Annotated in this window: 26 protein-coding genes; 11 read left to right on the top strand and 15 right to left on the bottom strand. The window is 43.4% G+C overall.

Annotation, left to right across the window (positions count from 1 at the left end; translation table 11 throughout):
- From E1163_RS24810 to E1163_RS24780, 7 genes are all read left to right on the top strand, one after another.
- Nucleotides 1-1,443 (top strand): nicotinate phosphoribosyltransferase, encoded by a 1,443-nt coding sequence (locus tag E1163_RS24810; protein ID WP_155175453.1) that lies wholly within the window; start codon nucleotides 1-3, stop codon nucleotides 1,441-1,443.
- Nucleotides 1,440-1,853: a hypothetical protein gene (locus E1163_RS24805; protein WP_155175451.1), complete on the top strand. Its 414-nt coding sequence runs from the start codon at nucleotides 1,440-1,442 to the stop codon at nucleotides 1,851-1,853. Before E1163_RS24810 ends, E1163_RS24805 begins: the two co-directional genes overlap by 4 nt.
- Nucleotides 1,850-2,347 (top strand): riboflavin biosynthesis intermediates N-glycosidase, encoded by a 498-nt coding sequence (gene ybiA / locus E1163_RS24800; protein ID WP_155175449.1) that lies wholly within the window; start codon nucleotides 1,850-1,852, stop codon nucleotides 2,345-2,347. The genes E1163_RS24805 and ybiA overlap by 4 nt, the downstream gene beginning before the upstream one ends.
- A gap of 4 nt (nucleotides 2,348-2,351) precedes the next feature.
- Nucleotides 2,352-3,362 carry an SPFH domain-containing protein gene (locus E1163_RS24795; protein ID WP_155175447.1) on the top strand — a complete coding sequence of 337 codons (1,011 nt, stop codon included), beginning with the start codon at nucleotides 2,352-2,354 and terminating at the stop codon, nucleotides 3,360-3,362.
- 7 nt (nucleotides 3,363-3,369) lie between these two features.
- On the top strand, nucleotides 3,370-4,296 hold the full coding sequence (locus E1163_RS24790) for a diacylglycerol kinase catalytic domain-containing protein (protein ID WP_155175445.1): 927 nt from the start codon (nucleotides 3,370-3,372) through the stop codon (nucleotides 4,294-4,296).
- Nucleotides 4,297-4,603: 307 nt separating this feature from the next.
- Nucleotides 4,604-4,987: a PLDc N-terminal domain-containing protein gene (locus tag E1163_RS24785; protein ID WP_155175443.1), complete on the top strand. Its 384-nt coding sequence runs from the start codon at nucleotides 4,604-4,606 to the stop codon at nucleotides 4,985-4,987.
- A gap of 60 nt (nucleotides 4,988-5,047) precedes the next feature.
- On the top strand, nucleotides 5,048-7,162 hold the full coding sequence (locus tag E1163_RS24780) for a glycoside hydrolase family 97 protein (RefSeq protein ID WP_246223881.1): 2,115 nt from the start codon (nucleotides 5,048-5,050) through the stop codon (nucleotides 7,160-7,162).
- Nucleotides 7,163-7,350: 188 nt separating this feature from the next.
- Here the strand turns inward: E1163_RS24780 and E1163_RS24775 are convergent, their stop codons facing one another.
- The 6 genes from E1163_RS24775 to E1163_RS24750 are packed head-to-tail and all read right to left on the bottom strand — an operon-like array spanning nucleotide 7,351 to nucleotide 12,631.
- Complete coding sequence (locus E1163_RS24775) at nucleotides 7,351-7,929, bottom strand: NTP transferase domain-containing protein (protein ID WP_155175441.1); 579 nt, start codon at nucleotides 7,927-7,929, stop codon at nucleotides 7,351-7,353.
- Nucleotides 7,930-7,976: 47 nt separating this feature from the next.
- Nucleotides 7,977-9,155, bottom strand: a complete 1,179-nt coding sequence (locus E1163_RS24770) for an XdhC family protein (RefSeq protein ID WP_155175439.1) — start codon at nucleotides 9,153-9,155, stop codon at nucleotides 7,977-7,979.
- On the bottom strand, nucleotides 9,156-11,330 hold the full coding sequence (locus E1163_RS24765; RefSeq protein ID WP_185156204.1) for a xanthine dehydrogenase family protein molybdopterin-binding subunit: 2,175 nt from the start codon (nucleotides 11,328-11,330) through the stop codon (nucleotides 9,156-9,158).
- Nucleotides 11,331-11,334: 4 nt separating this feature from the next.
- A complete protein-coding gene (locus E1163_RS24760; RefSeq protein ID WP_155175436.1) occupies nucleotides 11,335-11,799 on the bottom strand; it encodes a (2Fe-2S)-binding protein in 465 nt (154 codons plus the stop codon).
- A 5-nt stretch (nucleotides 11,800-11,804) separates the two neighbouring features.
- Entirely contained in the window at nucleotides 11,805-12,263 is a 459-nt protein-coding gene (locus E1163_RS24755; RefSeq protein ID WP_155175434.1) for a nuclear transport factor 2 family protein, read from the bottom strand.
- 50 nt (nucleotides 12,264-12,313) lie between these two features.
- Nucleotides 12,314-12,631 (bottom strand): c-type cytochrome, encoded by a 318-nt coding sequence (locus tag E1163_RS24750; protein WP_246223879.1) that lies wholly within the window; start codon nucleotides 12,629-12,631, stop codon nucleotides 12,314-12,316.
- Nucleotides 12,632-12,942: 311 nt separating this feature from the next.
- Between E1163_RS24750 and E1163_RS24745 the strand changes: the two genes are divergently transcribed.
- Entirely contained in the window at nucleotides 12,943-13,353 is a 411-nt protein-coding gene (locus E1163_RS24745) for a DUF2141 domain-containing protein (RefSeq protein WP_155175430.1), read from the top strand.
- A 3-nt stretch (nucleotides 13,354-13,356) separates the two neighbouring features.
- Here the strand turns inward: E1163_RS24745 and E1163_RS24740 are convergent, their stop codons facing one another.
- Genes E1163_RS24740 through E1163_RS24725 form a run of 4 tightly spaced genes read right to left on the bottom strand, consistent with a single transcriptional unit; the run spans nucleotide 13,357 to nucleotide 15,817 of the window.
- Entirely contained in the window at nucleotides 13,357-13,809 is a 453-nt protein-coding gene (locus E1163_RS24740; RefSeq protein ID WP_155175428.1) for a c-type cytochrome, read from the bottom strand.
- The gene (locus E1163_RS24735; RefSeq protein WP_155175427.1) at nucleotides 13,799-14,428 is read right to left on the bottom strand and encodes an SCO family protein; all 630 of its coding nucleotides are present in this window, start codon (nucleotides 14,426-14,428) and stop codon (nucleotides 13,799-13,801) included. The genes E1163_RS24740 and E1163_RS24735 overlap by 11 nt, the downstream gene beginning before the upstream one ends.
- Nucleotides 14,412-14,960, bottom strand: coding sequence for a CopD family protein (locus E1163_RS24730; protein ID WP_155175426.1), 549 nt, complete (start codon nucleotides 14,958-14,960; stop codon nucleotides 14,412-14,414). The genes E1163_RS24735 and E1163_RS24730 overlap by 17 nt, the downstream gene beginning before the upstream one ends.
- Nucleotides 14,961-14,998: 38 nt before the next feature.
- Nucleotides 14,999-15,817 (bottom strand): MOSC domain-containing protein, encoded by an 819-nt coding sequence (locus tag E1163_RS24725; RefSeq protein WP_155175424.1) that lies wholly within the window; start codon nucleotides 15,815-15,817, stop codon nucleotides 14,999-15,001.
- A gap of 91 nt (nucleotides 15,818-15,908) precedes the next feature.
- Here E1163_RS24725 and E1163_RS24720 point away from each other — a divergent pair, with 91 nt between their 5' ends.
- Complete coding sequence (locus tag E1163_RS24720; protein ID WP_155175422.1) at nucleotides 15,909-16,589, top strand: Crp/Fnr family transcriptional regulator; 681 nt, start codon at nucleotides 15,909-15,911, stop codon at nucleotides 16,587-16,589.
- A 4-nt stretch (nucleotides 16,590-16,593) separates the two neighbouring features.
- Here the strand turns inward: E1163_RS24720 and E1163_RS24715 are convergent, their stop codons facing one another.
- Genes E1163_RS24715 through E1163_RS24695 form a run of 5 tightly spaced genes read right to left on the bottom strand, consistent with a single transcriptional unit; the run spans nucleotide 16,594 to nucleotide 21,156 of the window.
- Nucleotides 16,594-17,184 carry a TIGR04282 family arsenosugar biosynthesis glycosyltransferase gene (locus E1163_RS24715; protein ID WP_155175420.1) on the bottom strand — a complete coding sequence of 197 codons (591 nt, stop codon included), beginning with the start codon at nucleotides 17,182-17,184 and terminating at the stop codon, nucleotides 16,594-16,596.
- Nucleotides 17,177-17,626 carry a rhodanese-like domain-containing protein gene (locus E1163_RS24710; protein ID WP_246223877.1) on the bottom strand — a complete coding sequence of 150 codons (450 nt, stop codon included), beginning with the start codon at nucleotides 17,624-17,626 and terminating at the stop codon, nucleotides 17,177-17,179. Before E1163_RS24710 ends, E1163_RS24715 begins: the two co-directional genes overlap by 8 nt.
- Nucleotides 17,627-17,666: 40 nt before the next feature.
- Nucleotides 17,667-19,019 carry an MptA/MptB family glycosyltransferase gene (locus E1163_RS24705; protein WP_155175417.1) on the bottom strand — a complete coding sequence of 451 codons (1,353 nt, stop codon included), beginning with the start codon at nucleotides 19,017-19,019 and terminating at the stop codon, nucleotides 17,667-17,669.
- On the bottom strand, nucleotides 19,012-20,466 hold the full coding sequence (locus tag E1163_RS24700; RefSeq protein ID WP_343033959.1) for a cellulose synthase family protein: 1,455 nt from the start codon (nucleotides 20,464-20,466) through the stop codon (nucleotides 19,012-19,014). The genes E1163_RS24705 and E1163_RS24700 overlap by 8 nt, the downstream gene beginning before the upstream one ends.
- 3 nt (nucleotides 20,467-20,469) lie before the next feature.
- On the bottom strand, nucleotides 20,470-21,156 hold the full coding sequence (locus tag E1163_RS24695; protein ID WP_155175415.1) for a glycosyltransferase family 2 protein: 687 nt from the start codon (nucleotides 21,154-21,156) through the stop codon (nucleotides 20,470-20,472).
- Nucleotides 21,157-21,311: 155 nt separating this feature from the next.
- Here E1163_RS24695 and E1163_RS24690 point away from each other — a divergent pair, with 155 nt between their 5' ends.
- Together E1163_RS24690 and E1163_RS30735 are read left to right on the top strand one after the other, a co-directional pair.
- Entirely contained in the window at nucleotides 21,312-22,034 is a 723-nt protein-coding gene (locus tag E1163_RS24690; RefSeq protein WP_155175413.1) for a hypothetical protein, read from the top strand.
- A gap of 9 nt (nucleotides 22,035-22,043) precedes the next feature.
- Nucleotides 22,044-22,459, top strand: a 416-nt coding sequence (locus E1163_RS30735) for a hypothetical protein (RefSeq protein WP_185156203.1), incomplete at its 3' end; no start/stop codon positions are given.

Raw genomic sequence — 22,459 nt, 5'->3', positions numbered from 1 at the left:
ATGAAACGCAATAACTTAATCCTCCTCGCAGATGCTTACAAGTATTCTCACCACAAACTGTACTACCCGGGTACTACCAAAGTATACAGCTACCTCGAAAGCCGCGGTGGTAAATTTGACAATACTGTTTTCTATGGCCTGCAGTACTTCATTAAAGAATATCTGGAAGGCAAAGCTTTCACTCAGGAAGACCTTGACCAGGCTGAGCCATTTTTGAAACAGGTTTTCGGACGGGACGATGTGTTTGACAAAAGCAAGTTCCAATACATCCTGGACAAGTATGATGGCAAGCTCCCTGTTAAGATCAAAGCTGTACCGGAAGGAACTGCCGTGCCCACTCAAAATGTGCTGATGACCATAGAAAATACCGATCCTGAGTGCTTTTGGTTAACCAACTTTCTGGAGACTATGCTTATGCAGATCTGGTACCCTACCACGGTTGCTACGCTAAGCAGAGAGGTAAAAAAGGTGGTAACCCAATACTTTGAGGAAACCGCTACCGAAGGGGCTGAAGCAGGTATCGAGTTTGTGCTTAACGACTTCGGGTTCCGCGGCGTGAGCAGTGTGGAAAGTGCAGGCCTTGGCGGAAGCGCTCACCTGATCAACTTTCAGGGCAGCGATACCCTGGCAGGATCTGTACTGGCGCAGCAGTACTACAACACCAGCGAAGTGTATGGCAAAAGCATACCTGCAACAGAGCACAGCATATGCACACTTTTAGGTAAAGATGGTGAACTTGATGTATTCAAACACGTACTCAACACTTTCCCTACCGGCCTGGTGGCTTGTGTATCTGACAGCTACAATATTTTCAAAGCCTGTGAAGAATATTGGGGAGAAAACCTGAAAGCCCAGGTACTCGACAGAGAGGGTGTACTGGTTATACGCCCCGACAGTGGCGATCCTGTAATGACTTTGCTCAGTGTATTCAACATACTTTTTGACAAATTCGGTTACACGGTCAATGAAAAAGGTTATAAAGTATTGCCTCCACAAGTGCGTGTCATTCAGGGTGATGGTGTAAATTATGACGCCATTAAGGACATGTACCAGGCCTTGAAGGCCAATGGCATCAGTGCTGAAAACCTGGTGCTAGGCATGGGCGGGGCACTGCTACAGAAAGTTGACCGCGATACACAAAAGTTTGCCTTGAAATGCAGCTATGCCCAGGTTAACGGTAAAGATGTGGTAGTACAAAAAAGCCCTACCGAAATGGATGCCGTCGGCAACATTACCGGAAGCTTTAAGAAAAGTAAAGGCGGAAGGCTGAAGCTGATCAGGGTAGATGAAACCTATGAAACGGTACTGGAACATGAGTTTCCTGAGCTGAAAGATGAGATGGTGACAATTTTTGAGAATGGCAAACTCATTCAGGAATGGACTTTTGAAGCGTTGCGAGACAAAGCAAAGATCAATATAAACGAAAAACAATTAGTAGGATGATAACGAGAGCGATCAAAAAGGCATTTGCACAAGCCAAAGAAAAAAACTGGGACAAAACCTTCTGGGCCTTCGATATTCATGAAACGATCATAAAGCCCAACTGGTCAGAGCACAAGATCCCCACCGAGTTTTACCCGCTGGCTAAAGAAGCTTTGCAATTGATCAGCAAAAGAAAAGACGTGAGCAGGATTCTTTTTACCTGCTCACACCCTAATGAGATTGAAAAGTATCTGGCCTTTTTCAGGGAGCATGACATTCATTTCGACCATGTAAACGGTAATCCTGAGATTATCAGCAAAAAATACGGCTACTATGAAAAGAAGCCTTATTTCAACGTACTATTTGAAGATAAAGCGGGCTTCGATCCCTATGAAGATTGGGAGGAAGTCATAAAACTGGTAAAAGAATGACAGAAGAAAAATTCACATATTTCTGGAGAACGGCTTCTCCATTTAGTAACTGGCACCCCTGCACTTTTGAGATTGATGACATCACTTTCAACAGCAGCGAGCAGCACATGATGTATCATAAAGCATTGCTATTCGATGACCAGGAAACAGCTGCGGAAATTTTGAAAGCCAAATCACCGGGTAAGCAAAAGGCACTCGGCCGCAAGGTGAAAAACTTTGATCAGCAGGTTTGGGAGGAGCAATGCAAAAATATTGTTTACGCGGGCAACAAGGCCAAATTTACTCAAAATGAAAACCTGCTGAAAAGGTTACTGAAAACAGAAGGCACCACCATCGTAGAGGCCAGCCCGGTAGACCCCATCTGGGGAATAGGTCTGGCGGAGGACGACCCCAGGGCAAAGTCGCGCCATACATGGCTCGGTAAAAACCTGCTTGGGGAGATCCTCACCGAGCTGCGTGAAGAACTGTTACTTAATAATTCACTTAAATCTTAATGCCATGTTTGGTATAAAATATATAAAATTCGACTCGATGACCTATGTCATCAAATACAAAAACGGTAAGATCGCCAATGAAGGCAGAGGGCTATCTTTCTTCTATTTCGCCCCAAATACCTCTATTACGGCGATTCCGATGGGAAGTAGTGATGTGAATTTCATTTTCACCGAAACTACGTCAGATTTTCAGCAAACCACTATTCAGGGGCAGATCACTTATAAAATTAAAGACCCGAAGCAGTTGGCCGACCTGCTGGACTTTACGGTAAATGAAAAAGGCGACTTTAAAACCGATGACCACGAGAAACTCAATGCGAGGATCATCAATGAGGCACAAACTGCCACGGCAACTTTTATCAGAAAAACCGGCTTAAGGGAAGCTATCAATAGCTCTTCTGCCCTTGAAAACACGATCAGCAGTGGCTTGACGGCTTCTGCTACAATAGCTTCATTGGGAATAGAGCCTTTAAGTGTCAATATACTTGCCGTAAAAGCTACTCCGGAAACCAGCAGAGCGCTGGAAGCCAAGGCTAGGGAGGAGTTGTTGAAAGAGGCTGATCTGGCCATTTATGAGCGAAGGAATTTTTCCGTAGAGCAGGAAAGAAAGATCAAGCAAAGTGAACTGAATACGGAAATTGCCATAGAGCAAAAGAAGAAGGAGATCGCAGAAACTCAAATGGAGCGTGAGGTTGCTGAAGCACAAAACCAGCGAAAGATCAGGGAAATGAGAGTTGAGGCTGATATTTCCGTGGAGTCTAAAAAGCAGGATTATATAGACATGAAGGTAAGCAATGAGAAGAAAACGGCTGATGCCAAAGGCTATGCTATAGAAGCGATGATCAAGCCTTACAGAAATATGGATTGGAGGCTGCTGACGGCGATGTCTCAAAAATCAGATGCCGGATCAAACATAGCACTGGCTTTCAGGGAATTGGCTGATAATGCAGGTAAGATCAGTAACCTGAATATTAGTCCTGACCTGCTCGACAGTTTGCTGAAACATTCTAAATAGTACCGTTATGGAATTTGAAAGGATCGTCCTGGTGAAGAATAAGACAAGACTGGAAAAGCTGATAGAAAAGTTCAACACAAAACCGCAGGCTAAATTTTACATCGAGCATAGTGGTGGTGACTTTGAAGACTATGAGCAGGAGCATAATACCTTTTATAACAGCCTGCTTACGGTACAACGAACCGTAACCAGGCAACTGAAAACCACAGTGCTGGAAAAGGATTTTCTGCCTTCATACATTTTTACGGATACTGATCTCATAGTAGTACTGGGACAGGATGGCCTGGTCGCCAACACAGCTAAATATGTCGGCTCCAATCCTATCCTGGCCATCAACCCTGATCCTGAGAGGAATAGCGGAGTATTGCTGCCTTTTAATGTTGGTAATTATCAGGACGGGTTGGCCCAATCTCTGAGAGGGAATGTCGGGATCAAAAAAGTAACACTGGCAGAGGCCGAGCTTAATGATGGTCAAAAGTTGTTGGCTTTTAATGATTTCTTTATCGGGAAGGCCAACCACACATCCGCCCGATACAGGATCACGTTCGGAGACCAAACCGAGACACAATCTTCCAGTGGACTGATTGTATCTACAGGTGCAGGGTCTACGGGTTGGTTGAGTTCGGTTTTTAATGAGTACAATGGCCTGTCCCAATTTTTCGGGGCAGGCTCATCCACTTATTCCTATGAAATGCAATGGGATGATGACCGCCTGTGCTTTATAGTCCGGGAGCCTTACCGAAGCCCAAGCACAAGTTCGAAGTTAGTAGTAGGTGCGGTAAATAAGCAGATCAAGCTAACAATAGAATCACAAATGCCGGAAAATGGCGTGATCTTCAGTGATGGGGTTTTGGAAGATTATCTCGAATTTAATTCGGGCCGCAAAGTGAGCACTGGTACGGCTTCAGAAAAGGCTTGTTTGATAAGCAGGTGATTTCAGCTGGTGCAAAACACGGCGTTAGATGCTTCGTAGGCCCAGCATGATCAGGGAGAGGGTGCTTATGTATTGCCGCGGAATTACTGGTTTGTTAGGTCTGTAGGTTTTGTGAGGTTTAGCTTTACTAATCCTTGGAGGCTTAGTAAAGCAGGTGTTAAATTCTGTCTGTTCTTAGGGTTTTGATAATCTGCGCTCCTGATCATAAATATCATTATCCTCCCCCGCAGTACTTCTGACTGGCCCTCAAAATTCCGATTGTGCCAATAACTCCTTAAATTACGCATCAACACAAGCAAGACAACATATGAGTACATCTAAAAAAGTAATTCTTGGGCTATTTACCATTGCTCCTTTAATATTCTTAATGGTTTATTTCGTTCTTTTTTTCACGCTTTTCGTGAATGTTGCTTCTATGGATTTGCATCCTCACGACCTGCCTCCGGATGAAGTTCCGTTATTCCTGCAGTCCTTCGTTCCTATGATGATCATGATGTTTATAGCGGTAGGGTCCGGGTTCATTTTAATGATCTACTATATTGTGTTGATCAGCAAAAACCCGTCTTTTGATAGCACACAGCGGATTATGTGGGTGCTCATTGTGGTTTTCACCAGCACCATAGGCCAGATTGCTTATTTTATTGTAGAGGTGTGGCCGGATAAGGCTGAAAACATACCGGTACAACAATAGCCATTATATTCTATTTAGTAATTTTACATTTCTTTTGAACTAACTATAACCCCATCCAATATGTTAAATACCCAACTAAAACGTCTGGCCTGGTACAAGTGCCTGTTCATATTTATTCTTTTTGTTTTTAACACTGCTTGTAAGATGCCCGTAGAAACCGTTGCCCCGCTTACAGTCGAGTCGCCTTCCGGAAATAATATCCTGGTGTTTTTTACCAATGAAGAAGGAGAGGTAGGCTATACCGTGGCTCATAGCGGAAAGGTAGTTATTGACAGTTCGTACCTCAGTTTTGACTTTAAGGATATGGACGCCATCAAATCCGGGCTTGAAGTAAGTAACTCATCATCCAAATCAGTTACGGAAACCTGGGAGATGCCCTGGGGGGAGCAAAGGAAGGTGAAGAATAATTTCAATGAACTCACGGTAGACCTGAAAGAGCAGGAAGGCCTGGAGCGTAAGTTGACGGTAATTTTCAGGGTCTATGATGATGGTCTTGGATTCAGATACCATTTCCCCAACCAGCCGAACATGAAGGAGGTGATCATTACGGATGAAAATACACAGTTTAACCTCACCGGAGATCATAAGGTATGGTGGATACCTGGCGACTGGGACATTTACGAACATCTCTATAATGAAACCAAATTCTCTGAAATAGATGCTATCAGCAAACGAAACCATCCGAACCTTGCTCAGACTTACATTCCAGAAAATGCCGTAAACACACCGGTGACTATGAAAACCGACGATGGGCTCTACCTGAGCTTTCATGAAGCCAACCTTACCGACTACTCCGGCATGACTTTAAAGGTGAATACAGAGACTTTAGGCATGGAAAGTGAGCTGGTAGGCTCTGAAATTACGGGTTACAAGGTAAAACGGAATACGCCTTTCAGTACGCCATGGAGAACAATCCAGATTGCTGACAAGGCCGGTGACCTGATCGAATCGAGGCTTATTGTAAACCTCAACGAACCTAATAAACTGGGTGATGTATCGTGGTTTAAGCCTACAAAATATGTCGGCATCTGGTGGGAGATGCACTTAGGCAAATCTACCTGGGACATGGCCAGCGGCAAGCACGGTGCTACTACTGAAAACGCAAAGGCATTTATTGACTTTGCCGCCGCCAATAATATTGGAGCAGTATTAGTTGAAGGCTGGAATACGGGCTGGGAACACTGGATCGGATTTGAAGATCGTGAGGGTGTGTTTGATTTTGTAACACCATATGAAGATTACGACTTGAAAGAAGTGGTGAGGTACGGTAAAGAGAAAGGTGTAGAGATCATCATGCACCATGAAACGTCGGCCGCGCCAAGAACTTACGAGCAGCAGTTGGACACTGCATACAAATTGATGGAAAACCTGGGTATGCATGCTGTAAAAACGGGCTATGTCGGTAAGATCATCCCTAAAGGAGAGTATCACCATGGCCAGTGGATGGTAAACCATTACAGAAAGGTACTGGAAACGGCTGCAAAGCACAAAGTAGCGGTCAATGCCCACGAACCTATAAAGCCTACGGGCATCAGAAGGACATTGCCTAACGCTATTTCGCGTGAAGGGTTAAGAGGTCAGGAGTTCAATGCCTGGTCAGTAGAAGGAGGAAACCCGCCGTCTCATTTACCAACGGTGGCCTTCACAAGAATGCTGGCCGGTCCGATTGATTACACGCCGGGGATCTTTAACATTAAACTAAACCCATGGAAGGAAAACAGTCAGGTAAACACGACACTTGCCCAGCAATTGGCTCTTTATGTGGTGATCTACGGACCCGTCCAAATGGCTGCTGACTTACCTGAAAACTATGAGGGAAATGCTGCCTTTCAGTTCATTCGTGATGTTGGGGTAGATTGGGAAGAGTCTAAGGTGCTGAATGGCGAGGTTGGTGATTATGTTACCATTGCCAGAAGAGAGCGAAATACCCATAAATGGTTTATCGGATCAATCACAGATGAGAACCCCCGTGAGCTGACGGTTGACCTTAGCTTTCTGGATAATGGACAGTCTTACACTGCAACAATCTATGCAGATGCGGCGGACGCTCATTGGGATGATAACCCAACGGCTTATGAAATCACTTCTAAAACGGTAACCAGTAAAGATAAGCTGGACCTTAAACTTGCTCCGGGTGGAGGTGCGGCCATCAGTCTGGTGCCTGTAGCCAGGTAAATAAAATATTTTTCAAGAACGGCCTTACTAAATTTAAGATTTGGTAAGGCTTTTTTTTGTCTATAAGCATCATACTGCTTACAGTTTACCGCTTACTGTTCACCGTTTACTATTTACTGTTTACCCGTCACTCTTTCACCGATTACCCAAAACCGGTTACTTAACACCATCGCAATCATCCTCCACTATCACATGGCTTTAAAATTCTCCCAGTCTTTCGGCGTGTCAATGTCCTGACTGCCTTGTGGGAAGGGGATCAAATAGGCATCTCCATGATTGAGAATTGCTTTTGCCCCCTTTTTGTCATCGATTTTCAATATTTGCTTAAAGTATTGCCTGTCAAACAAAGCCGGCACACCCACCGTGCTTCCATAGGATGAAGCCACCAGGGCGTTTCCTCTGTGGTAGGCATCTATCATTGTATTCAAAAGCTCTCCTGATACAAAGGGTTGGTCGCAGACCATGATAATAACGGCATTCAGATCGGGATGCTCTTTATGAATTTCATGCAGGCCAAATTTGATCGAATTGCCCATACCTTTGTTCCAGTCGAGGTTAAAGAGGCTTTTGGTCTTGAGATATTTGATCTCTTCACCTATTTCCTGGTAGTGGGCTCCAAGCACGGTAAGTGTAATATCAGAAACATCCAGTGCCGCCTTCACACTTTTTTGAAGCAAAGACTCGCCATTGAACCTCAAAAGCTGCTTTGGGCGGCCCAGCCTGGAGGATGAACCTGCTGCAAGAATAATAACTCCAATTTTACTCACACTTGAAGTTAGTAAATAAATCACTTTATCAACTCCCCCAAATTGGGCTATATTGAGCTCTTCTTCTCGATGACCTGATTGATAAAAACCTGCTTAAATACCTGGTCTTCCTTGCCATCACGGTGATGGATCGGGGCATTTCGGTATTTCAGAAAGCCTCCACTCCTGTTGGTAAACTTGGCCTGGATTTCGGTAATAATAGACAGCGCTATCTCCTCCGGGGTCTCAGCTCCGATATCCAAACCTATTGGGCTATGGATCCGGTGTTTATCTTCTGCCGTTAATTCAAAGCCCTCTGCTTCAAGAGATTCATACATTTTATCTACGCGCTTTTTAGGGCCCAGTATACCAATATAGTTTACCGGTGTGGGAAGAAGCCTCTTTAGCACTTGCAGGTCATATTCATAGTTATGAGACATCAGTACCGCAGCCGAATAGGGTTTTATTTTAATTTCCTCGCTCACGTGCTCACGTTTGCAAAGCTTTACCTGGTCAGCCAACGGAAACCGGGCCGGGGCAATATGGGCTATGCATTCGTCGGTAACCGTTACATCCCACCCCATAACCTTGGCAAGGTCAACCACGGGACGAGCGTCAAACCCTGCCCCAAAGATCAACAGGTCTATACAAGGTTCAACAATTTCAAAAAACACCTCCAACTGTCCGTTGGCATATGTTTTTATTTCCGGCTTTCTGTTTTCCTGTACCCATAGCAGGTCCTGACTCATTTGTGTTCTCAAGGCCTTGTCGCGGATATCACCATGAACATTTTTATTGTTATCGATCCATAGCTGTTCAGCAACCCCTGGCGTTCCATTCGTTCTGAAAACTGTCGCTATTACGGACAGATTATCGTAGTTCACCAAGCTTTCAAGTCTTTTAATAGGGTTATCTGCATCATCTTCTCCTATAGCCTGGATCAGCACATCGATAATGCCATTGCAGCCGAGACCTATGCCCAGGGAATCTCCTTCGGCCGTAGTATCATAAGTGATCACCTGAGGTTCGCCGGTTTGCATTACCTCCCTGGCCCTTCTCAATGCATCCCCTTCGAGGCATCCGCCACTGATCGAACCGATCCACCGGCCGTCATTGGTAATCAGCATACGGGCTCCCGGACTACGATAAGACGAGCCTCTGACCTTTACCACAGTGGCCAAAGCCGCTTTTTTCTTATCAAAATCTATCTTATGATACTCGGCTATTATATTTTTTATTTCCTTCATTTACGAACTGACTTCAGATAATTGAACAGGTAACTTACGGATTCGTTTACCTGTGGCCGCAAAAATTGCATTGGCATAAGCCGCACTGATCATGGGCAGGCTCATTTCTCCCAGGCCTTCGGGAGACTCCTTACTTTCTACAAGGTGTACCTCTATTTTAGGTGCATCCTTCATTCTGATCATTTTATAGGTATCGAAGTTGTCCTGTTGAGCCATGCCATCTGCTATGGTAACCTCTCCAAACATAGCGGCTCCAAGGCCATCCACTATACCTCCTTCTATCTGCGACATGGCACCACTCCGGTTCACCACGATACCACAATCCACCACGGCCAATACGTTCTCAATATGTGGTTCCTTATTGGCGTCCAGTGATAAAGTTACAACTTCTGCCACATAAGCACCAAACATAAAATGCGCGGCAAACCCTTTATAGACGCCAGCCTCTTTTTTGTGCCAGTTGGATTTCTCTGCCGCTATTTTAATAACATTTTTAAGTCTTTTGGTGCTGTACGTTGGCCCTCCATGGTCTGCATAGGGCATTTCTTTATCTTCGTTACCTAAAATTTCCAGCCTGAAATCGACGGGATCTTTCTTTGCCAGATGCGCCATTTCATCAATAAAACTCTGGTCGATAAAGGCAGTCGCGTTATGGCCCGGTGCTCTCCAGGCACCACTTGGCACCACGGTTTTCACAGGCGTGTACTCCATCCGGAAATTAGGCACAAACCCGGCCGGGAATCCATCAGGAAAAACTTCAGTGGTATGTGGTGACTCCTGAGAACCCCGGAACAAGTTTCTCGATGTTGTTGACGCATTGAGATACCAGGCGGTAAGTTTATTTGCATTGTCCAGTGCAGCTTTAAGTTTGTACCTGCCTGCAGGCCTGTAATAGTCATACTGTATATCATCTTCCCTGCTCCAAACCACCTGTACGGGCTGCTTTATCTGATGGGAGATAGTGATCGCATCTGCCGCATAATCTGCCATTAGTCTTCGGCCAAAGCCCCCGCCTACCCTCGTCATATTTACTTTAATGTTTTCACGGGGAATGCCGGTAATTCCGGAAGCCAATCGCTGTACGTAACCGGGAACCTGCGTTGGTCCCCATACCTCGCACTCATTTTCCTTTACATCGGCACAGTAGTTCATCGGCTCCATGGGCACATGAGAGAGGAATGGCACCTCGTAGATGGCTTCAATCGCTTTTTCATTTTTGTTAAAAGCTGCATCTATATCGCCATCATCCCGCAGACCTATCTCCCCGTTTTTGGCAAGATATGTGTCAAATTTCTCCAGTATGCCGGCACTGCTTTCTGATGCTCCTTCTCCATAATCCCAAGTTACCTTGAGTGCTTTTTTGCCTTTCATAGCCGCCCACGTATTGTCTGCGACCACCGCCACACCTGCTACCCGCTCAACAGACCCCAGGGCATCTATTTTGATCACGTGCCTTACACCATCAATCTTTTTGGTTTCCGAGTCATCAAAGCTCGCTACCTTACCTCCGTAAACAGGGCATTTCAATACCGTTGCCACCAGCATGCCTTCTTTGCGGGCATCAATACCAAACTCAGCAGTCCCTGTCACTATTTGCTGATTATCAACTCCTTTTTTGGAGGTGCCGATAATTTTAAAATCCTTCGGGTCTTTGAAGGACGGTGCTTCCGGAACTTTAAGCTTTGAGGCATCACCGGCCAGCTCTCCATAGGTAAATTGCTTTTTATTTCGCCGGTTCTTTACTACTCCACGCTCGGCATAGCACTCGCTTTCGGAAATTTGCCACTTTCCGGCCGCAGTGGCGATGAGCATAGATTTGCCTGCCGCTCCGGCAGTTCTCAAAGTTTGCCAGTTGGTCTTGATGGCCGTACTGCCTCCGGCAAATTGCGCACCAAGCCTGCTATCAAGACCTGCCTGTATTACCTCTATGTTGTTCCAGTCAACCTCCAGTTCCTCTGCTATGATCATAGGAAGGGACGTTTTAACTCCCTGACCTATTTCAGGATTTTTGGCAAATATGATAATGCTGTTGTCAGACCCTATTTTCAAAAATGCATTGGGTTCAAAATGCGTTAGTGCCTTGTCCCTGGCTCCCGCTGACAAACCAAAGCCCAGGATAAGGCCGGTGCCGGTAATGCCGCTGATCTTAATGAAATCACGGCGTTTAATTTTCATTACTTCACTCATCTGCCCCTCCTTTCGCGGCTGTATGGATCGCTTTTCTTATACGAAGATATGTGCCGCACCTGCAAATATTCCCAGACATAGCCATATCAATATCCTTATCGGTAGGGCTCGGATTCCTCTGCAATAGTGCCGCCGCTGACATGATCTGCCCTGTCTGGCAGTAGCCACATTGCGGCACATCGACCTCCTGCCAGGCCAGTTGAAGCGGGTGGTCACCTTTTTCGGATAACCCTTCTATGGTCACAACTTTGCCTTTAACGGCAGACACCGGAAAGCTGCACGACCGGATCGCGTTGCCATCGAGGTGTACCGTGCAGGCTCCACAAAGTGCCTTGCCGCACCCAAACTTTGTTCCTTTCAGACCCAGGGTATCCCTCAGCACCCATAGCAAAGGCGTATCGGGGCTAACATCGATATTATAGGTTTGTGCATTAATATTTAAACTGAATTGTGCCATGGGAATTAGTTTTTAGCGGTTTTTTCTATTGGTGCAGGACTCTGCCACAGTACATTGGTGATCATCCACCGGTCACCATATTTGGCAAGATGAAAATAATCCGTACCCCAGTGAGCAGTAAGCTTGCCCACTGCCGTTTTATCCTGAACGTCATAAACTTCAACTACTTTGGGTGCGTCTTTAGGCAACCACCCTTTGGCGTTCCACTTACCTGCCAGATCGACCAGCTCATCAAATGTCATGACGGACTCATCCTTATATGCTGACTGGTCTTTGGGCCTCCAAAAACCTTTTTTCACCAACTCAGGGTGTACGCTTCTTTTAATCCTTTCAGGTTGAACCTCATAAATCCCTTCCACATAATCGAGTATGGCCGCCTCCACTTGCTCCTTGTCTGTCTGGGCATCGGCAAAATTGAAGCCCAAAAGAAGGGTCAAAATCAATAGTAATCGTTTAGTTTCCATGTGCTGTTGCTTTTAGGTTATATATTTATTTGTCGTCCTGATCAGTTATTTTATTTATTCCTAACTTCATGTATCTGCTCTTCAGCTATTACCTCACCCTGATTGCCCCAACTGTTCCTGATATAATTAAGCACATCCGCTATCTCCCGGTCGGTCATATCGAACCCGGGCATCACGTTGTTATAAACTACACCATTCACCTTCATTTCGCCTGATGCCCCGTTAATGATCTGGCTTATGGAACGTTCAGCATCCTCCATAAGATAATCAGCATTAGCCAGTGGAGGGAAAGTACCAGGTATCCCCTCTCCGTTTTGCATATGACAGGTAAGGCAATATGACATGTACAGTTCCTTGCCACGATCCATACTTTGTTTTAAGTCACTGCTCTGGCGCTGTTTATAGGAAAATGAGAATAGAAATAGGGTAAATAAAAAAATGGAAAGCCGTATCAGGGGTTTGAGATACATAGAGCGTTTAGGTAGTTGCTGATATAGCATATACGTAAAATAACCTCTCTATGATGGCAGTATGCCCGTTTATTCGATAAACTCCACCTTGTTCAATCTCAATAACAGGTTTAGTTTGACAAATGCAACATTACTTGTACACTTGTGTTATCAATTTATACCGGTTTACCTTTTAAATTGAGTTTACTTTAACCATACCTGAAATTGAAATGACCATATTCCTTTCGTTACTGTTAATATTCGGCCATGCTCAACAGGGCACCTATGAGCTGAATGTTACTGTTGAAAATATCAAAGAACCCAAAGGGCAATTGATCATAGCGATATTCAACTCGAAGGAAGATTTCTTAGAGAAGCCTTTTAAAAGCCAGACGGTTGCTGTTAGCCAGAACTCAGAAAACATAAAATTCACGGATTTACCTCAAGGGCATTATTCAGTGTCCATCATTTATGATGAGAATAAAAACGGAGAGTTGGACAAGAATTTTTTCGGGATACCAACAGAGGGCTTTGGTTTTTCCAAAAAGTCCATGGGGGCATTTGGGCCTCCTTCTTACAACGACACCAAAATTAAAATGGACAGTGATGAGGCCATCACCATCCCTTTAAAATATATGTAGCAACTATTTTTTGCAGTTTTCAAGCATTTTCTCCACGTCCTTTACCTCCACTATGCCGTGGTTTCTTCCCCAGCTATTGTAAATATATGTGGTAATCTCAGCGATTTCGAGATTAGTGAGTTGGGGTATTGCCGGCATGGGCTGGTTATAAACCACGCCATTCACGGTAATCTCCCCACTAAGGCCATTTTTGATGATGCATGGTACTGCTTCCAGGTTGTTGTCCAGATAGTCTGATCCGCTGAGCGGAGGAAAAAGCTTGGCCAGCCCCTGCCCTTCCGACTGATGGCAGCTACTGCAGTGGATCGTATAGAGTTTGCTTCCTGTAACCATGTATTGCTCCAGTTTTACATTCTCCGAGTGGCTCATTTCTTTATTCTCGCCACCTTTTCCACTACAGGAAATTATAAATATTGTTAATAGTAATGCTAAGCCTCTAATCATGTTATTTTTCATATTCCTGAAGTAAAACATCAATATCATTAATAAGTCGGTCAACCTGGTCAGGTTTTGTGCCGTCATACAGCCCTCGAACCCTTCTTTCCTTGTCCACCAATATAAAAGCACCACTGTGGATGTAACCTCCCGGTTCAGCCGGGTCCTCCGATGCACTAACCATATAACTGGTTTGTCCTATTTTGTAAATATCATCTTTTTCACCCGTTACAAAGTGCCATTTGCTGCTCTCTACACCCAGTCGATCTGCAAATTCTTTAAGTACTGCCACAGTATCATGCTTGGGGTCTATGGTGTGTGATAGTATCAGTACATCAGGCTTGTTTTGAATGGAATCATAAACCCTTAGCATTTGGGCTTTCATCACAGGGCAAATGGTAGGGCATGAAGTAAAAAAGAAATCGGCCACATAGATTTTGTCTTTGAAAGTCTCCGTGGAAACCCAATTACTATCCTGATCCACAAATTTAAAATCAGCAATGGTATGATGTACCGTGTCCGTTCCGTCAATCTCTGTTCTGCCCATAATGGGTAATTTCTTCTTTTCTTTTTGCCCGTTGCAGGAAGCAAATACTATGGCCAAAAGAACAACCAGGATATAACTACTTCTGTTTTCCATTTCCTTCTCTTATGTTTTTATAAATTTTTATAGCCAGCATGAGTATAACGGTAAAGCCGACAAGCCCTGCCAGCCCCCAGACCATACTCATGGCGTTTTTTAAAACAATAATAAACACGATGCCTACCAGCAAAATAGTCGCTACTTCATTCCATATCCTCAACTGCTGCGAAGAGTATTTATAAACATCATTTTGGAGCTGTTTGTATATGCGGTGACAAATAAAATGATAGACATAAAGCACAAACACAAAGGTCAGCTTGATGTGCATGAACCCTTCTTTCAGGTAGGCGGGTACATGCATCAAAACCCACGTACCAAAGATCAATGTAAGCACAGCCGAAGGCCACGTGATGGCAAACCATAACCTTTTGGTGTTCCTTTTATACTCCTTTACCAAAATAGACCGCTCAGGGTCAGGCCTTTCGGAAGCCTCCGTCTGGTAAATAAATAACCTGACTATATAAAATAACCCGGCGAACCAGGTGGTAACAAATATGATATGGAGGGCTTTAACGTATAAAAATGACATGCTGTTAATTTGCGGCAAAGTTAACCATCAGACACTATTTAAATCGGATCGTAAGGCGAATCTTTATAATTAAGTACCTCTATTTCGTCATCAATCTTTATCACACCATAATCAGTGGCATAGGCATGCTGCCCAAAAACTATTTTATTATCAACCTTCTGTTTTGATAAAGTCAATAAAGGCTCCCGTCCCTTTTCAGCCGTTACCGGGTCAAGGGTAGTCACTATGCACCGGATACAGGGTTTTAACCCTTGAAATTTATTTTCCCCGATCTTGAACTGCCCCCAGGTAAACTCTTCGTATGGATTCCCTCCTTCAAAAACGAGATTAGGCCTGAACCTGTCGATGGTGATTTTCTGTTCCAGCTTTCCATTCAAATCTGCCAGTGAGGCCGAGCCTGCCACAAGGAGCGGATAGCCATCGGCAAAACTTACAATTTCATCATCTTTGGCCCAGTCCTTTTTAATAGGTCTACGGGATGTATCAGGCATGTATACCAGCCGGCAGTCCAGGTCCAGTTTTTCTGCAAGCCAGTCACTCCATTCACTTCTTCCTTCGAGGGCCATGGCACTATCCTCCCAGATGGTTACCTGTACTTCTCTGCCTTCGGTAATTTTCCATGGAAGCGAAAGTGTATCCCCGCTCTCCCGGTGCTTTACCACGAAGCCATTACCTTCAATATGCAAATCAAAAAGCAGCAGCTCATGGCGTTGACGAATGGTGATAAATTTATCGTTTTCATCAACAAGCATCCACCTGCGGTCGTGCTCCAAACCTCGTTGCTCAACTTTAATTTCGTTTATACGTACACCCGGGAAGGATTTTATAGGGTAAATGATGATGTCACTAAGAAACATAGCTATAGGTATATCTTTACTAAAGTGATTATATTTACTAACTTAAGTATAAAAATTTTTTCCAGGACGTAACGCGAGAAGTTTAATTGCAATGAGTAGTAACTCAACTTTATGGTACTTTGAGGACGTTGATTTATTCAACCTGATGTGTCCGCACAAGATCAAAACCATCTCTGAAAGACATAGCTTCAACTATTATAAAAAGAACCAGTTTGTCTATTTTCCCGATGAGCCGGCCAAGAACATCTACATGATAGCGGCCGGGCGGATTAAGATCGGGCACTATACCGAAGAAGGAAAGGAAGTAGTAAAATCGATATTGAGCACGGGCGAAATTTTTGGAGAGCTGGCCCTTGCCGGAGAAGAGAAAAGGGCCGACTTTGCTCAGGCCATGGATGATAACACCACCGTTTGTCCTATCAGTATAGAAGAGATGCAAGCACTAATGGCCGAAAACAAAGAGCTGAGCTTTAAAATCTATAAGCTGATTGGCCTGAGAATAAGAAAGCTTGAAAGAAGGATTGAGTCCCTGGTCTTCAAAGATGCCAGAACGCGGATCATAGACTTCTTAAAAGATGCTGCTGCCTGGAAAGGCAAGAAAGTGGGTTTCGAAACTATGATCCCTACAAAACTCACCCATAAGGACATTGCAAACCTGACCGGCACCAGCCGCCAGACGGTGACCACTATTCTAAATGAGCTAAAAGAGAAAAACCTGATCAACTTCGACAGGAGAAAAATATTGATCAGGGATATTGATAAGTTGTGCTAGCACATCACACAAGGTCAGTTCCTTTCAGGTCTTCTGCGCGGTCAATATCCTTTAATGTTTGGGTTTTATCAAAAGTTAATCCCTGATCCTCAATAAGTTTAATAGTATCACTAAGAACCGTCGATGTACTCCATTGTGGTACTTGAAAAACTCCTGAGTAGGGTTTGTTCATTCCTATAAGGTAGTATCCACCATCCTCCGCAGGCCCCAGTACTACATCGTTTATTTCCAGTTTATTGAAGGCTTGTGTAATAATATTCTGAGTCAGCCCGTAAATATCTGAACCTATCAGGCAAACTGAGTTGTAGCCCGATACAAAAGCTTCATGAATGGCATTAAACATTCGCTGTCCCAGGTCGTCGCCCTTCTGCAGGTGTTTTTGATAGCGACTATTTTCCCAGTTATCTTCAGAGTCAACATATTCGGAATAATAGACCGCCTTGTCGCATTCCAGGCCGTCTACAGTTTGGTGGGTATTCGTCAAAAGTTTTAAGTAAACTGCCAGGGCCGCTTCATCGCCTATGGTTTTGGCCAGCCGGGTCTTCACTTTTCCCGGTTCAGGATTTTTAACAAAAATGATCAGCAGTCTATTCATAGACTTTAACACCTTCCTTTAACCACTTCGACCAGTTTTCATTATAGGTGTGTACACTATCCGTTTCCATACCTTCGTCATTCACCACCTCATTTCCTTTATTCTTCCAGTCAAAAATACCTCCGTAAAGGTTTCTGACATTACTAAAGCCCAGCTCCTCCAATTTCTCCCCGATCTTTTCACTTCTGTAACCCACGGAACAATACACTACAACCGGTGCTTCCTTGTCATAACCTTGTACGGCCTCTCCGGAGAAGTTATCATAATCCACAAAAATAGCATTGGGAATATGGCTCACCCGGTATTCCTCCTTTGACCGGGTATCCAGGATCAAAATTTGGCTTTCCTTTTCGGTAAGCTCATTGAGTTCATTACTATAAATAAAGGGCACGGTCTTATCCAGAATGGAGTTGAGCTTCTCATCAAAATCTTTCTGTCCCATACATTGAGTCGAAATTAGTAACACTAAAAAAATATATAGTCTATTCATATACTTCTACTACCTTCTTGTTTGTTGACCTTATATAGTGAATATAAATTTCATATAACATACATGTATACACCAGAACATACTCAATGGTTGTCAAAATCAAATTTTCCTGAAAACCGGTTTCAGAATATCCGACATAGGTAACAAATGCCAGGAATGACCATAGAACAGGAAACCGGAAGGGGGTAAAAACACTTAGCAAAACAACCGTAGCCAAATACCAGGGATGCAGCGTAGTGGTAAGCATGCAATAAATCAGTATTACCCAAAGCATTGCCTCCGGTAGCTTCACACGTCTTGGATTGTGAAGAAGGGCGTAGCCCATGATCAATATAAAGGTTGAAGCTGCCAGGTACTTTCCGAGGATGTGAATGGTGTTGTACCCCTTCAAATAAAAGCCTCCTTCCCTCAGGAGGTAATAGATGCTGGCATTAAATTCAAATCGCTGAAAATAAAGCGACAGGCTCGATGACATGCCATTGATCAGCTCCTGATTGATCAACGGCAAAAACAAAATGAGGGTAAAAATGGCCGTAAGCACATAATACACCAGTAACTGCTTTCCCCATATCCTTCTGATCAGCAACGGCAGAAAGATTAACGGCAGTAGTTTACTCGCAATAGCGAAGGCAAGGGCCAGAGCAGAAATAATATATCTCCGGGTAAGAAAAAAATAAACAGCCACCAGTAAAAAGAAGATCATAAAAGCTTCAAAGTGAAGGTTCCCGGTCAACTCCAGAATGATCAACGGGTTTAGTGCATATAGCAAAACATGCCTTGACGGAAGCTTGTAGTGAAAAAGAATACGCGTGATCAGCCAGATGCTTCCTATTTCTGCAACTATTATAAATATTCTCATCACAATAGCACTGCCATGTACTGACTCGGGAAATATAGAGGCTGACACTGAGAAAAAGAACTGTGATACCGGTGGGTAAATGGTAAAGTATTCCGGTGAGTTCAACTGATAAAATAAACTGGAGGTAATACCCGGAACATCGGGAGACCCGGGCGACATAAAATAAGTAGGGAGGTGCGAAAAAGGATGAATATCATTGTTAATCAACCTTCCATCCCATACAAAACGGTAAATATCATCAGAAAGATTAGGGAACGCCAACAGCAAACTTACCCTTAGAAATATAGCCAATACCACCAGCCAGCGAACCCTTTTGGAGGAGTATGCATAATACCACATGGTAAGGAATGCTGTAAAGAGTAAAGTGTAGCAAGTTAGAAGCAGAAAGGATTCATGCCTTTTAACAACATAGGCAATAAAAATATATAAGAGTAAAGAAAGTACTGACGCCAAATATAAGGCAGGACCTGATTTACTCTTAACCATGCTTCAACGGCTTGATGGAATAATAAAACACACTTGCAAACCCCAAAGTAAGCATCACATGAAAAATGATCAACCCCAAATCGTTAAGATAAATGCCAGCGGCGATACCAAACATAAAATAGAGGCTCAAAAACCCTTCTAATATAGTAAGGAAGTCAATTTTGCGCTTGACATAGATATTGTCTTTCCATGAATCCGTTTTACTTTTAATGTTAAATTTAGGTGTTCTGATAAAGGGGCTTTTGATTCCCAGCAGCCCTTCAAGCACTGCTATGCCATTATGCAGTGACAACCCCATTGATACGGTGAGAAAAACCGGGAAGGTAGTCAGGTAGTACTTCCCCGTTCCCTTGGGATGGCTCTGCCGGCTTGCTATCCAATAAAAAAAACCGATAGACAAAAAGCCGATCAAAAAGATGCTGCCGAGGTTAAAGATGAAATTAAATGCGGGGTAAGTATCTTTAATAAATAACATTGGAATGCTTAAAACTGAGGCAAGCAGTAGGCATATAAATACCGAGCTATTCAAAAGATGAAAAAAAGCATGCAGTTTACCCACCCCGTTAATCGGAGACCTGAATACTTTCCCTAAATTTTTCCGGGCCGTTTCTGCCGCCCCTTTGTTCCAGCGATACTGCTGAGATTTGACAGCCGTCATGATTACAGGGAGCTCGGCCGGTGCTGTATAGTCCTCCAGGTATTTGAATTTCCAACCTTTCATTTGAGCCCTATAGCTAAGATCCAGGTCTTCGGTTAGCGTATCTGCCGACCAGCCACCGGCATCATAGATGCATTTCTTGCGCCATACGCCCCCAGTACCATTAAAGTTTATGAAGCTGCCGGCATGGTTCCTCCCGGTTTGTTCAATTGAAAAATGTGCATCCAGTCCAAAGGCCTGCAGCCTGGTGAGTATGGAATAGTCTTTATTTAAATGCCCCCAACGCGTTTGTACTACACCGGTTGTATTCTCAAAAACAGGCAGTGTTTTAATCAGAAAATCAGGTTGAGGGAGGAAGTCAGCATCAAATACGGCAATAAACTCTCCTTCTGCCATATCCAGGCCATACTGTAGTGCCCCGGCTTTAAAGCCTGTTCTCTCTTCTCTGCGAATATGTTTGATATTCACCCCTTCCGCCTTCCATGAATTGACTTTATCAGCTATAATTTCAACTGTTTCATCAGTAGAATCATCAAGTACCTGGATCTCCAGTTTCTCTTTAGGGTACTCAAACCGGCATACGGCATCGATAAGCCGCTGCACAACATACCGTTCGTTGTACACGGGTAACTGCACTGTCACTTTAGGATACACCTGCAAAGGCTTTACAGCCACATCTTTTTGTTTCTTTGCTTTGAGGTAATGCCAGGTAAGGTGCAACTGTCCCAGGCTGAAAAGGAAGATCAGCAGCAGTGATAAACCATAGAGTATGATAACGATATATTCCACCTGTTAAATATACTTAAAGATCGTCCAAATGATTTTATACCCTGCCATAATAGTGCCTTTGACCGTACCGGAAACTTTTGAAAAGCCTATCCTTCTTCTATAATTAACTGGTACCTCCACACATCTCAACTTATGTTTGGCTGCTTTAAGCTGCATCTCCACAGTCCAGCCATAATTCTTGTCCTTCATCTTTAAAGCCATTAGCTTATCATAACTGATAGCCCTGAAAGGCCCTAGGTCAGTGAAGCGTACCCCATAGAACAACCTCAATAATGAAGTGGCCAACCAGTTGCCAAATACCTGCTGCGGAGTCATAGCCCCATGTTCCCTGTGCCCTAAAGCCCTGGAACCAATCACCAGATCAGCCTGGTTATCAATTATGGGTTTTACAACCTCATACATTTCATGGGGATAGTCAGAATAATCAGCATCGAGAAAAACTACAATGTCTGTATTCCCTTGATTAGTTACATAATCAATACCCTTTAAACAAGCTCGTCCATAGCCTTTGGTTGGTTCCTTAAGCACCGTAGCACCGGCATTTTTCGCCACCTTTTCTGTTTCATCCGTAGACGCATTATTGACGACAATTACCTCCTCTACAAGATCTTGGGGGATTTCATTAATCACATTGCCAACGCCGTTCTGCTCGTTAAAAGCAGGGATGATCACCCGTATAACTGGTTTCATTTTATCTAAAAATCAAATGCAAAAGTACGGGAAATATGATGCGGGCAAAGTCAGGTTAGTGACAACTTTGAAGTTTAAATATTTTTCTAAAAAAACATGGTTTATCTACCAAAAATAAATAATGTTTGTTTACTTCGTCAGAATTTAATTATCTAATGATGTTTATCCGAAATTTATTAATCTTTCCAATACTTTTTTCTTTCTGCTGTGAAGAAATAGATGATTTTGATCCATACTATAATAATATAGAAGGACCGGCCTACTATGATATGTCTGCATTGATGCTAGATAGTGGCTCGCATATTACAGGATGCATATCTAATATAGATCTGATGCAATTATATAAACCTTTCCTCGACAGCGAACCTAAGTCTTTATCCTTAACCATATATTTGAATGGCAAATTTCTTTCAGGGGGAGGAGAGGGCTCATACTCACCGTATTTTCAGTGTATGGAATCTCTCGATGACATACCGGAAGGACCACATGAATTAGTACTGGAAGTTTATATCGGCTCAGATCCCTATAGTAGGGACCATAATGACATCAGTTTAAAAAATGTGCTTTATCAATACGCACATCATAAGTCATTCAAAGAGACTATTTATATAGATCACTCGCCAATTGACGAAATAGAGGTTATAAGGGCTGAAAAAATAGATGATATTGTTTATATAGAATGGACAGCTTCACAGGCAGAAAACTTTGCATACTACCACATTAACAAAGTGAACTCCTATGAAGAGGGGCATTTCATCTATGGCAGAAATAATACCTTATATGTTGACACTGTTGGTAGCTACTGGGCTCCCAGATATAGCTTAAGGGTATCAAATAGAAAAGATAACTTTATTATTGATGATATCACAATTGACTAATTATTCTACATGTCGGAAAAAATAACCATGCAAAAAAGTATAGAAATTAATCGTGTTGGTTGGAGATATGGTGTTATTATTTTGTTTTTAGTTTACTCTCAACAAATTTACGCCCAATATATACCTAAACCGGCTCTGCATATTGAATTTTCTGCCGGGGCCGTATTTTTAGACGCTGACAAAGTAAGTCCTGTATATAATGACCTGAAAGAGCAAATAGAATTTTATGGCCTCGTTCTACCACCTAATCAGATAACAGATCCTTCTCCTATCTTTTCTCTTCGGGCTAGTTATCCAGCCCGTGAAAACCTTTCAATAGGTTTTGACATGAGTTATATTAGAACAATAGTTGTGAATCGATATCAAGATATCTATGGATCTCTTGATCTAAGCTCCAGGATAATCAACCCTTCTTACCAATTTAT

It is taken from the genome of Fulvivirga kasyanovii (assembly GCF_009711405.1).
GTDB classification, from domain to species: Bacteria; Bacteroidota; Bacteroidia; order Cytophagales; family Cyclobacteriaceae; genus Fulvivirga; species Fulvivirga kasyanovii.
The sequence above is the reverse complement of the archived record's forward strand: the minus strand, read 5'-3'. Positions and strand labels throughout refer to the sequence as shown.

What these genes read in the sequence shown, in the direction of transcription:
- E1163_RS24770 (WP_155175439.1), bottom strand. Translation starts at nt 9,155, where the DNA reads ATGAAGGAAATAAAAAATATAATAGCCGAGTATCATAAGATAGATTTT.
- E1163_RS24805 (WP_155175451.1), top strand. Translation starts at nt 1,440, where the DNA reads ATGATAACGAGAGCGATCAAAAAGGCATTTGCACAAGCCAAAGAAAAA.
- E1163_RS24725 (WP_155175424.1), bottom strand. Translation starts at nt 15,817, where the DNA reads ATGTTTCTTAGTGACATCATCATTTACCCTATAAAATCCTTCCCGGGT.
- E1163_RS24705 (WP_155175417.1), bottom strand. Translation starts at nt 19,019, where the DNA reads ATGGTTAAGAGTAAATCAGGTCCTGCCTTATATTTGGCGTCAGTACTT.
- E1163_RS24740 (WP_155175428.1), bottom strand. Translation starts at nt 13,809, where the DNA reads ATGAAAAATAACATGATTAGAGGCTTAGCATTACTATTAACAATATTT.
- E1163_RS24765 (WP_185156204.1), bottom strand. Translation starts at nt 11,330, where the DNA reads ATGAAAATTAAACGCCGTGATTTCATTAAGATCAGCGGCATTACCGGC.
- E1163_RS24790 (WP_155175445.1), top strand. Translation starts at nt 3,370, where the DNA reads ATGGAATTTGAAAGGATCGTCCTGGTGAAGAATAAGACAAGACTGGAA.
- E1163_RS24780 (WP_246223881.1), top strand. Translation starts at nt 5,048, where the DNA reads ATGTTAAATACCCAACTAAAACGTCTGGCCTGGTACAAGTGCCTGTTC.
- E1163_RS24695 (WP_155175415.1), bottom strand. Translation starts at nt 21,156, where the DNA reads ATGAAACCAGTTATACGGGTGATCATCCCTGCTTTTAACGAGCAGAAC.
- E1163_RS24735 (WP_155175427.1), bottom strand. Translation starts at nt 14,428, where the DNA reads ATGGAAAACAGAAGTAGTTATATCCTGGTTGTTCTTTTGGCCATAGTA.
- E1163_RS24755 (WP_155175434.1), bottom strand. Translation starts at nt 12,263, where the DNA reads ATGGAAACTAAACGATTACTATTGATTTTGACCCTTCTTTTGGGCTTC.
- E1163_RS24785 (WP_155175443.1), top strand. Translation starts at nt 4,604, where the DNA reads ATGAGTACATCTAAAAAAGTAATTCTTGGGCTATTTACCATTGCTCCT.
- ybiA (WP_155175449.1), top strand. Translation starts at nt 1,850, where the DNA reads ATGACAGAAGAAAAATTCACATATTTCTGGAGAACGGCTTCTCCATTT.
- E1163_RS24745 (WP_155175430.1), top strand. Translation starts at nt 12,943, where the DNA reads ATGACCATATTCCTTTCGTTACTGTTAATATTCGGCCATGCTCAACAG.
- E1163_RS24690 (WP_155175413.1), top strand. Translation starts at nt 21,312, where the DNA reads ATGATGTTTATCCGAAATTTATTAATCTTTCCAATACTTTTTTCTTTC.
- E1163_RS24760 (WP_155175436.1), bottom strand. Translation starts at nt 11,799, where the DNA reads ATGGCACAATTCAGTTTAAATATTAATGCACAAACCTATAATATCGAT.
- E1163_RS24810 (WP_155175453.1), top strand. Translation starts at nt 1, where the DNA reads ATGAAACGCAATAACTTAATCCTCCTCGCAGATGCTTACAAGTATTCT.
- E1163_RS24715 (WP_155175420.1), bottom strand. Translation starts at nt 17,184, where the DNA reads ATGAATAGACTGCTGATCATTTTTGTTAAAAATCCTGAACCGGGAAAA.
- E1163_RS24750 (WP_246223879.1), bottom strand. Translation starts at nt 12,631, where the DNA reads ATGGATCGTGGCAAGGAACTGTACATGTCATATTGCCTTACCTGTCAT.
- E1163_RS24710 (WP_246223877.1), bottom strand. Translation starts at nt 17,626, where the DNA reads ATGGGACAGAAAGATTTTGATGAGAAGCTCAACTCCATTCTGGATAAG.
- E1163_RS24720 (WP_155175422.1), top strand. Translation starts at nt 15,909, where the DNA reads ATGAGTAGTAACTCAACTTTATGGTACTTTGAGGACGTTGATTTATTC.
- E1163_RS24730 (WP_155175426.1), bottom strand. Translation starts at nt 14,960, where the DNA reads ATGTCATTTTTATACGTTAAAGCCCTCCATATCATATTTGTTACCACC.
- E1163_RS24795 (WP_155175447.1), top strand. Translation starts at nt 2,352, where the DNA reads ATGTTTGGTATAAAATATATAAAATTCGACTCGATGACCTATGTCATC.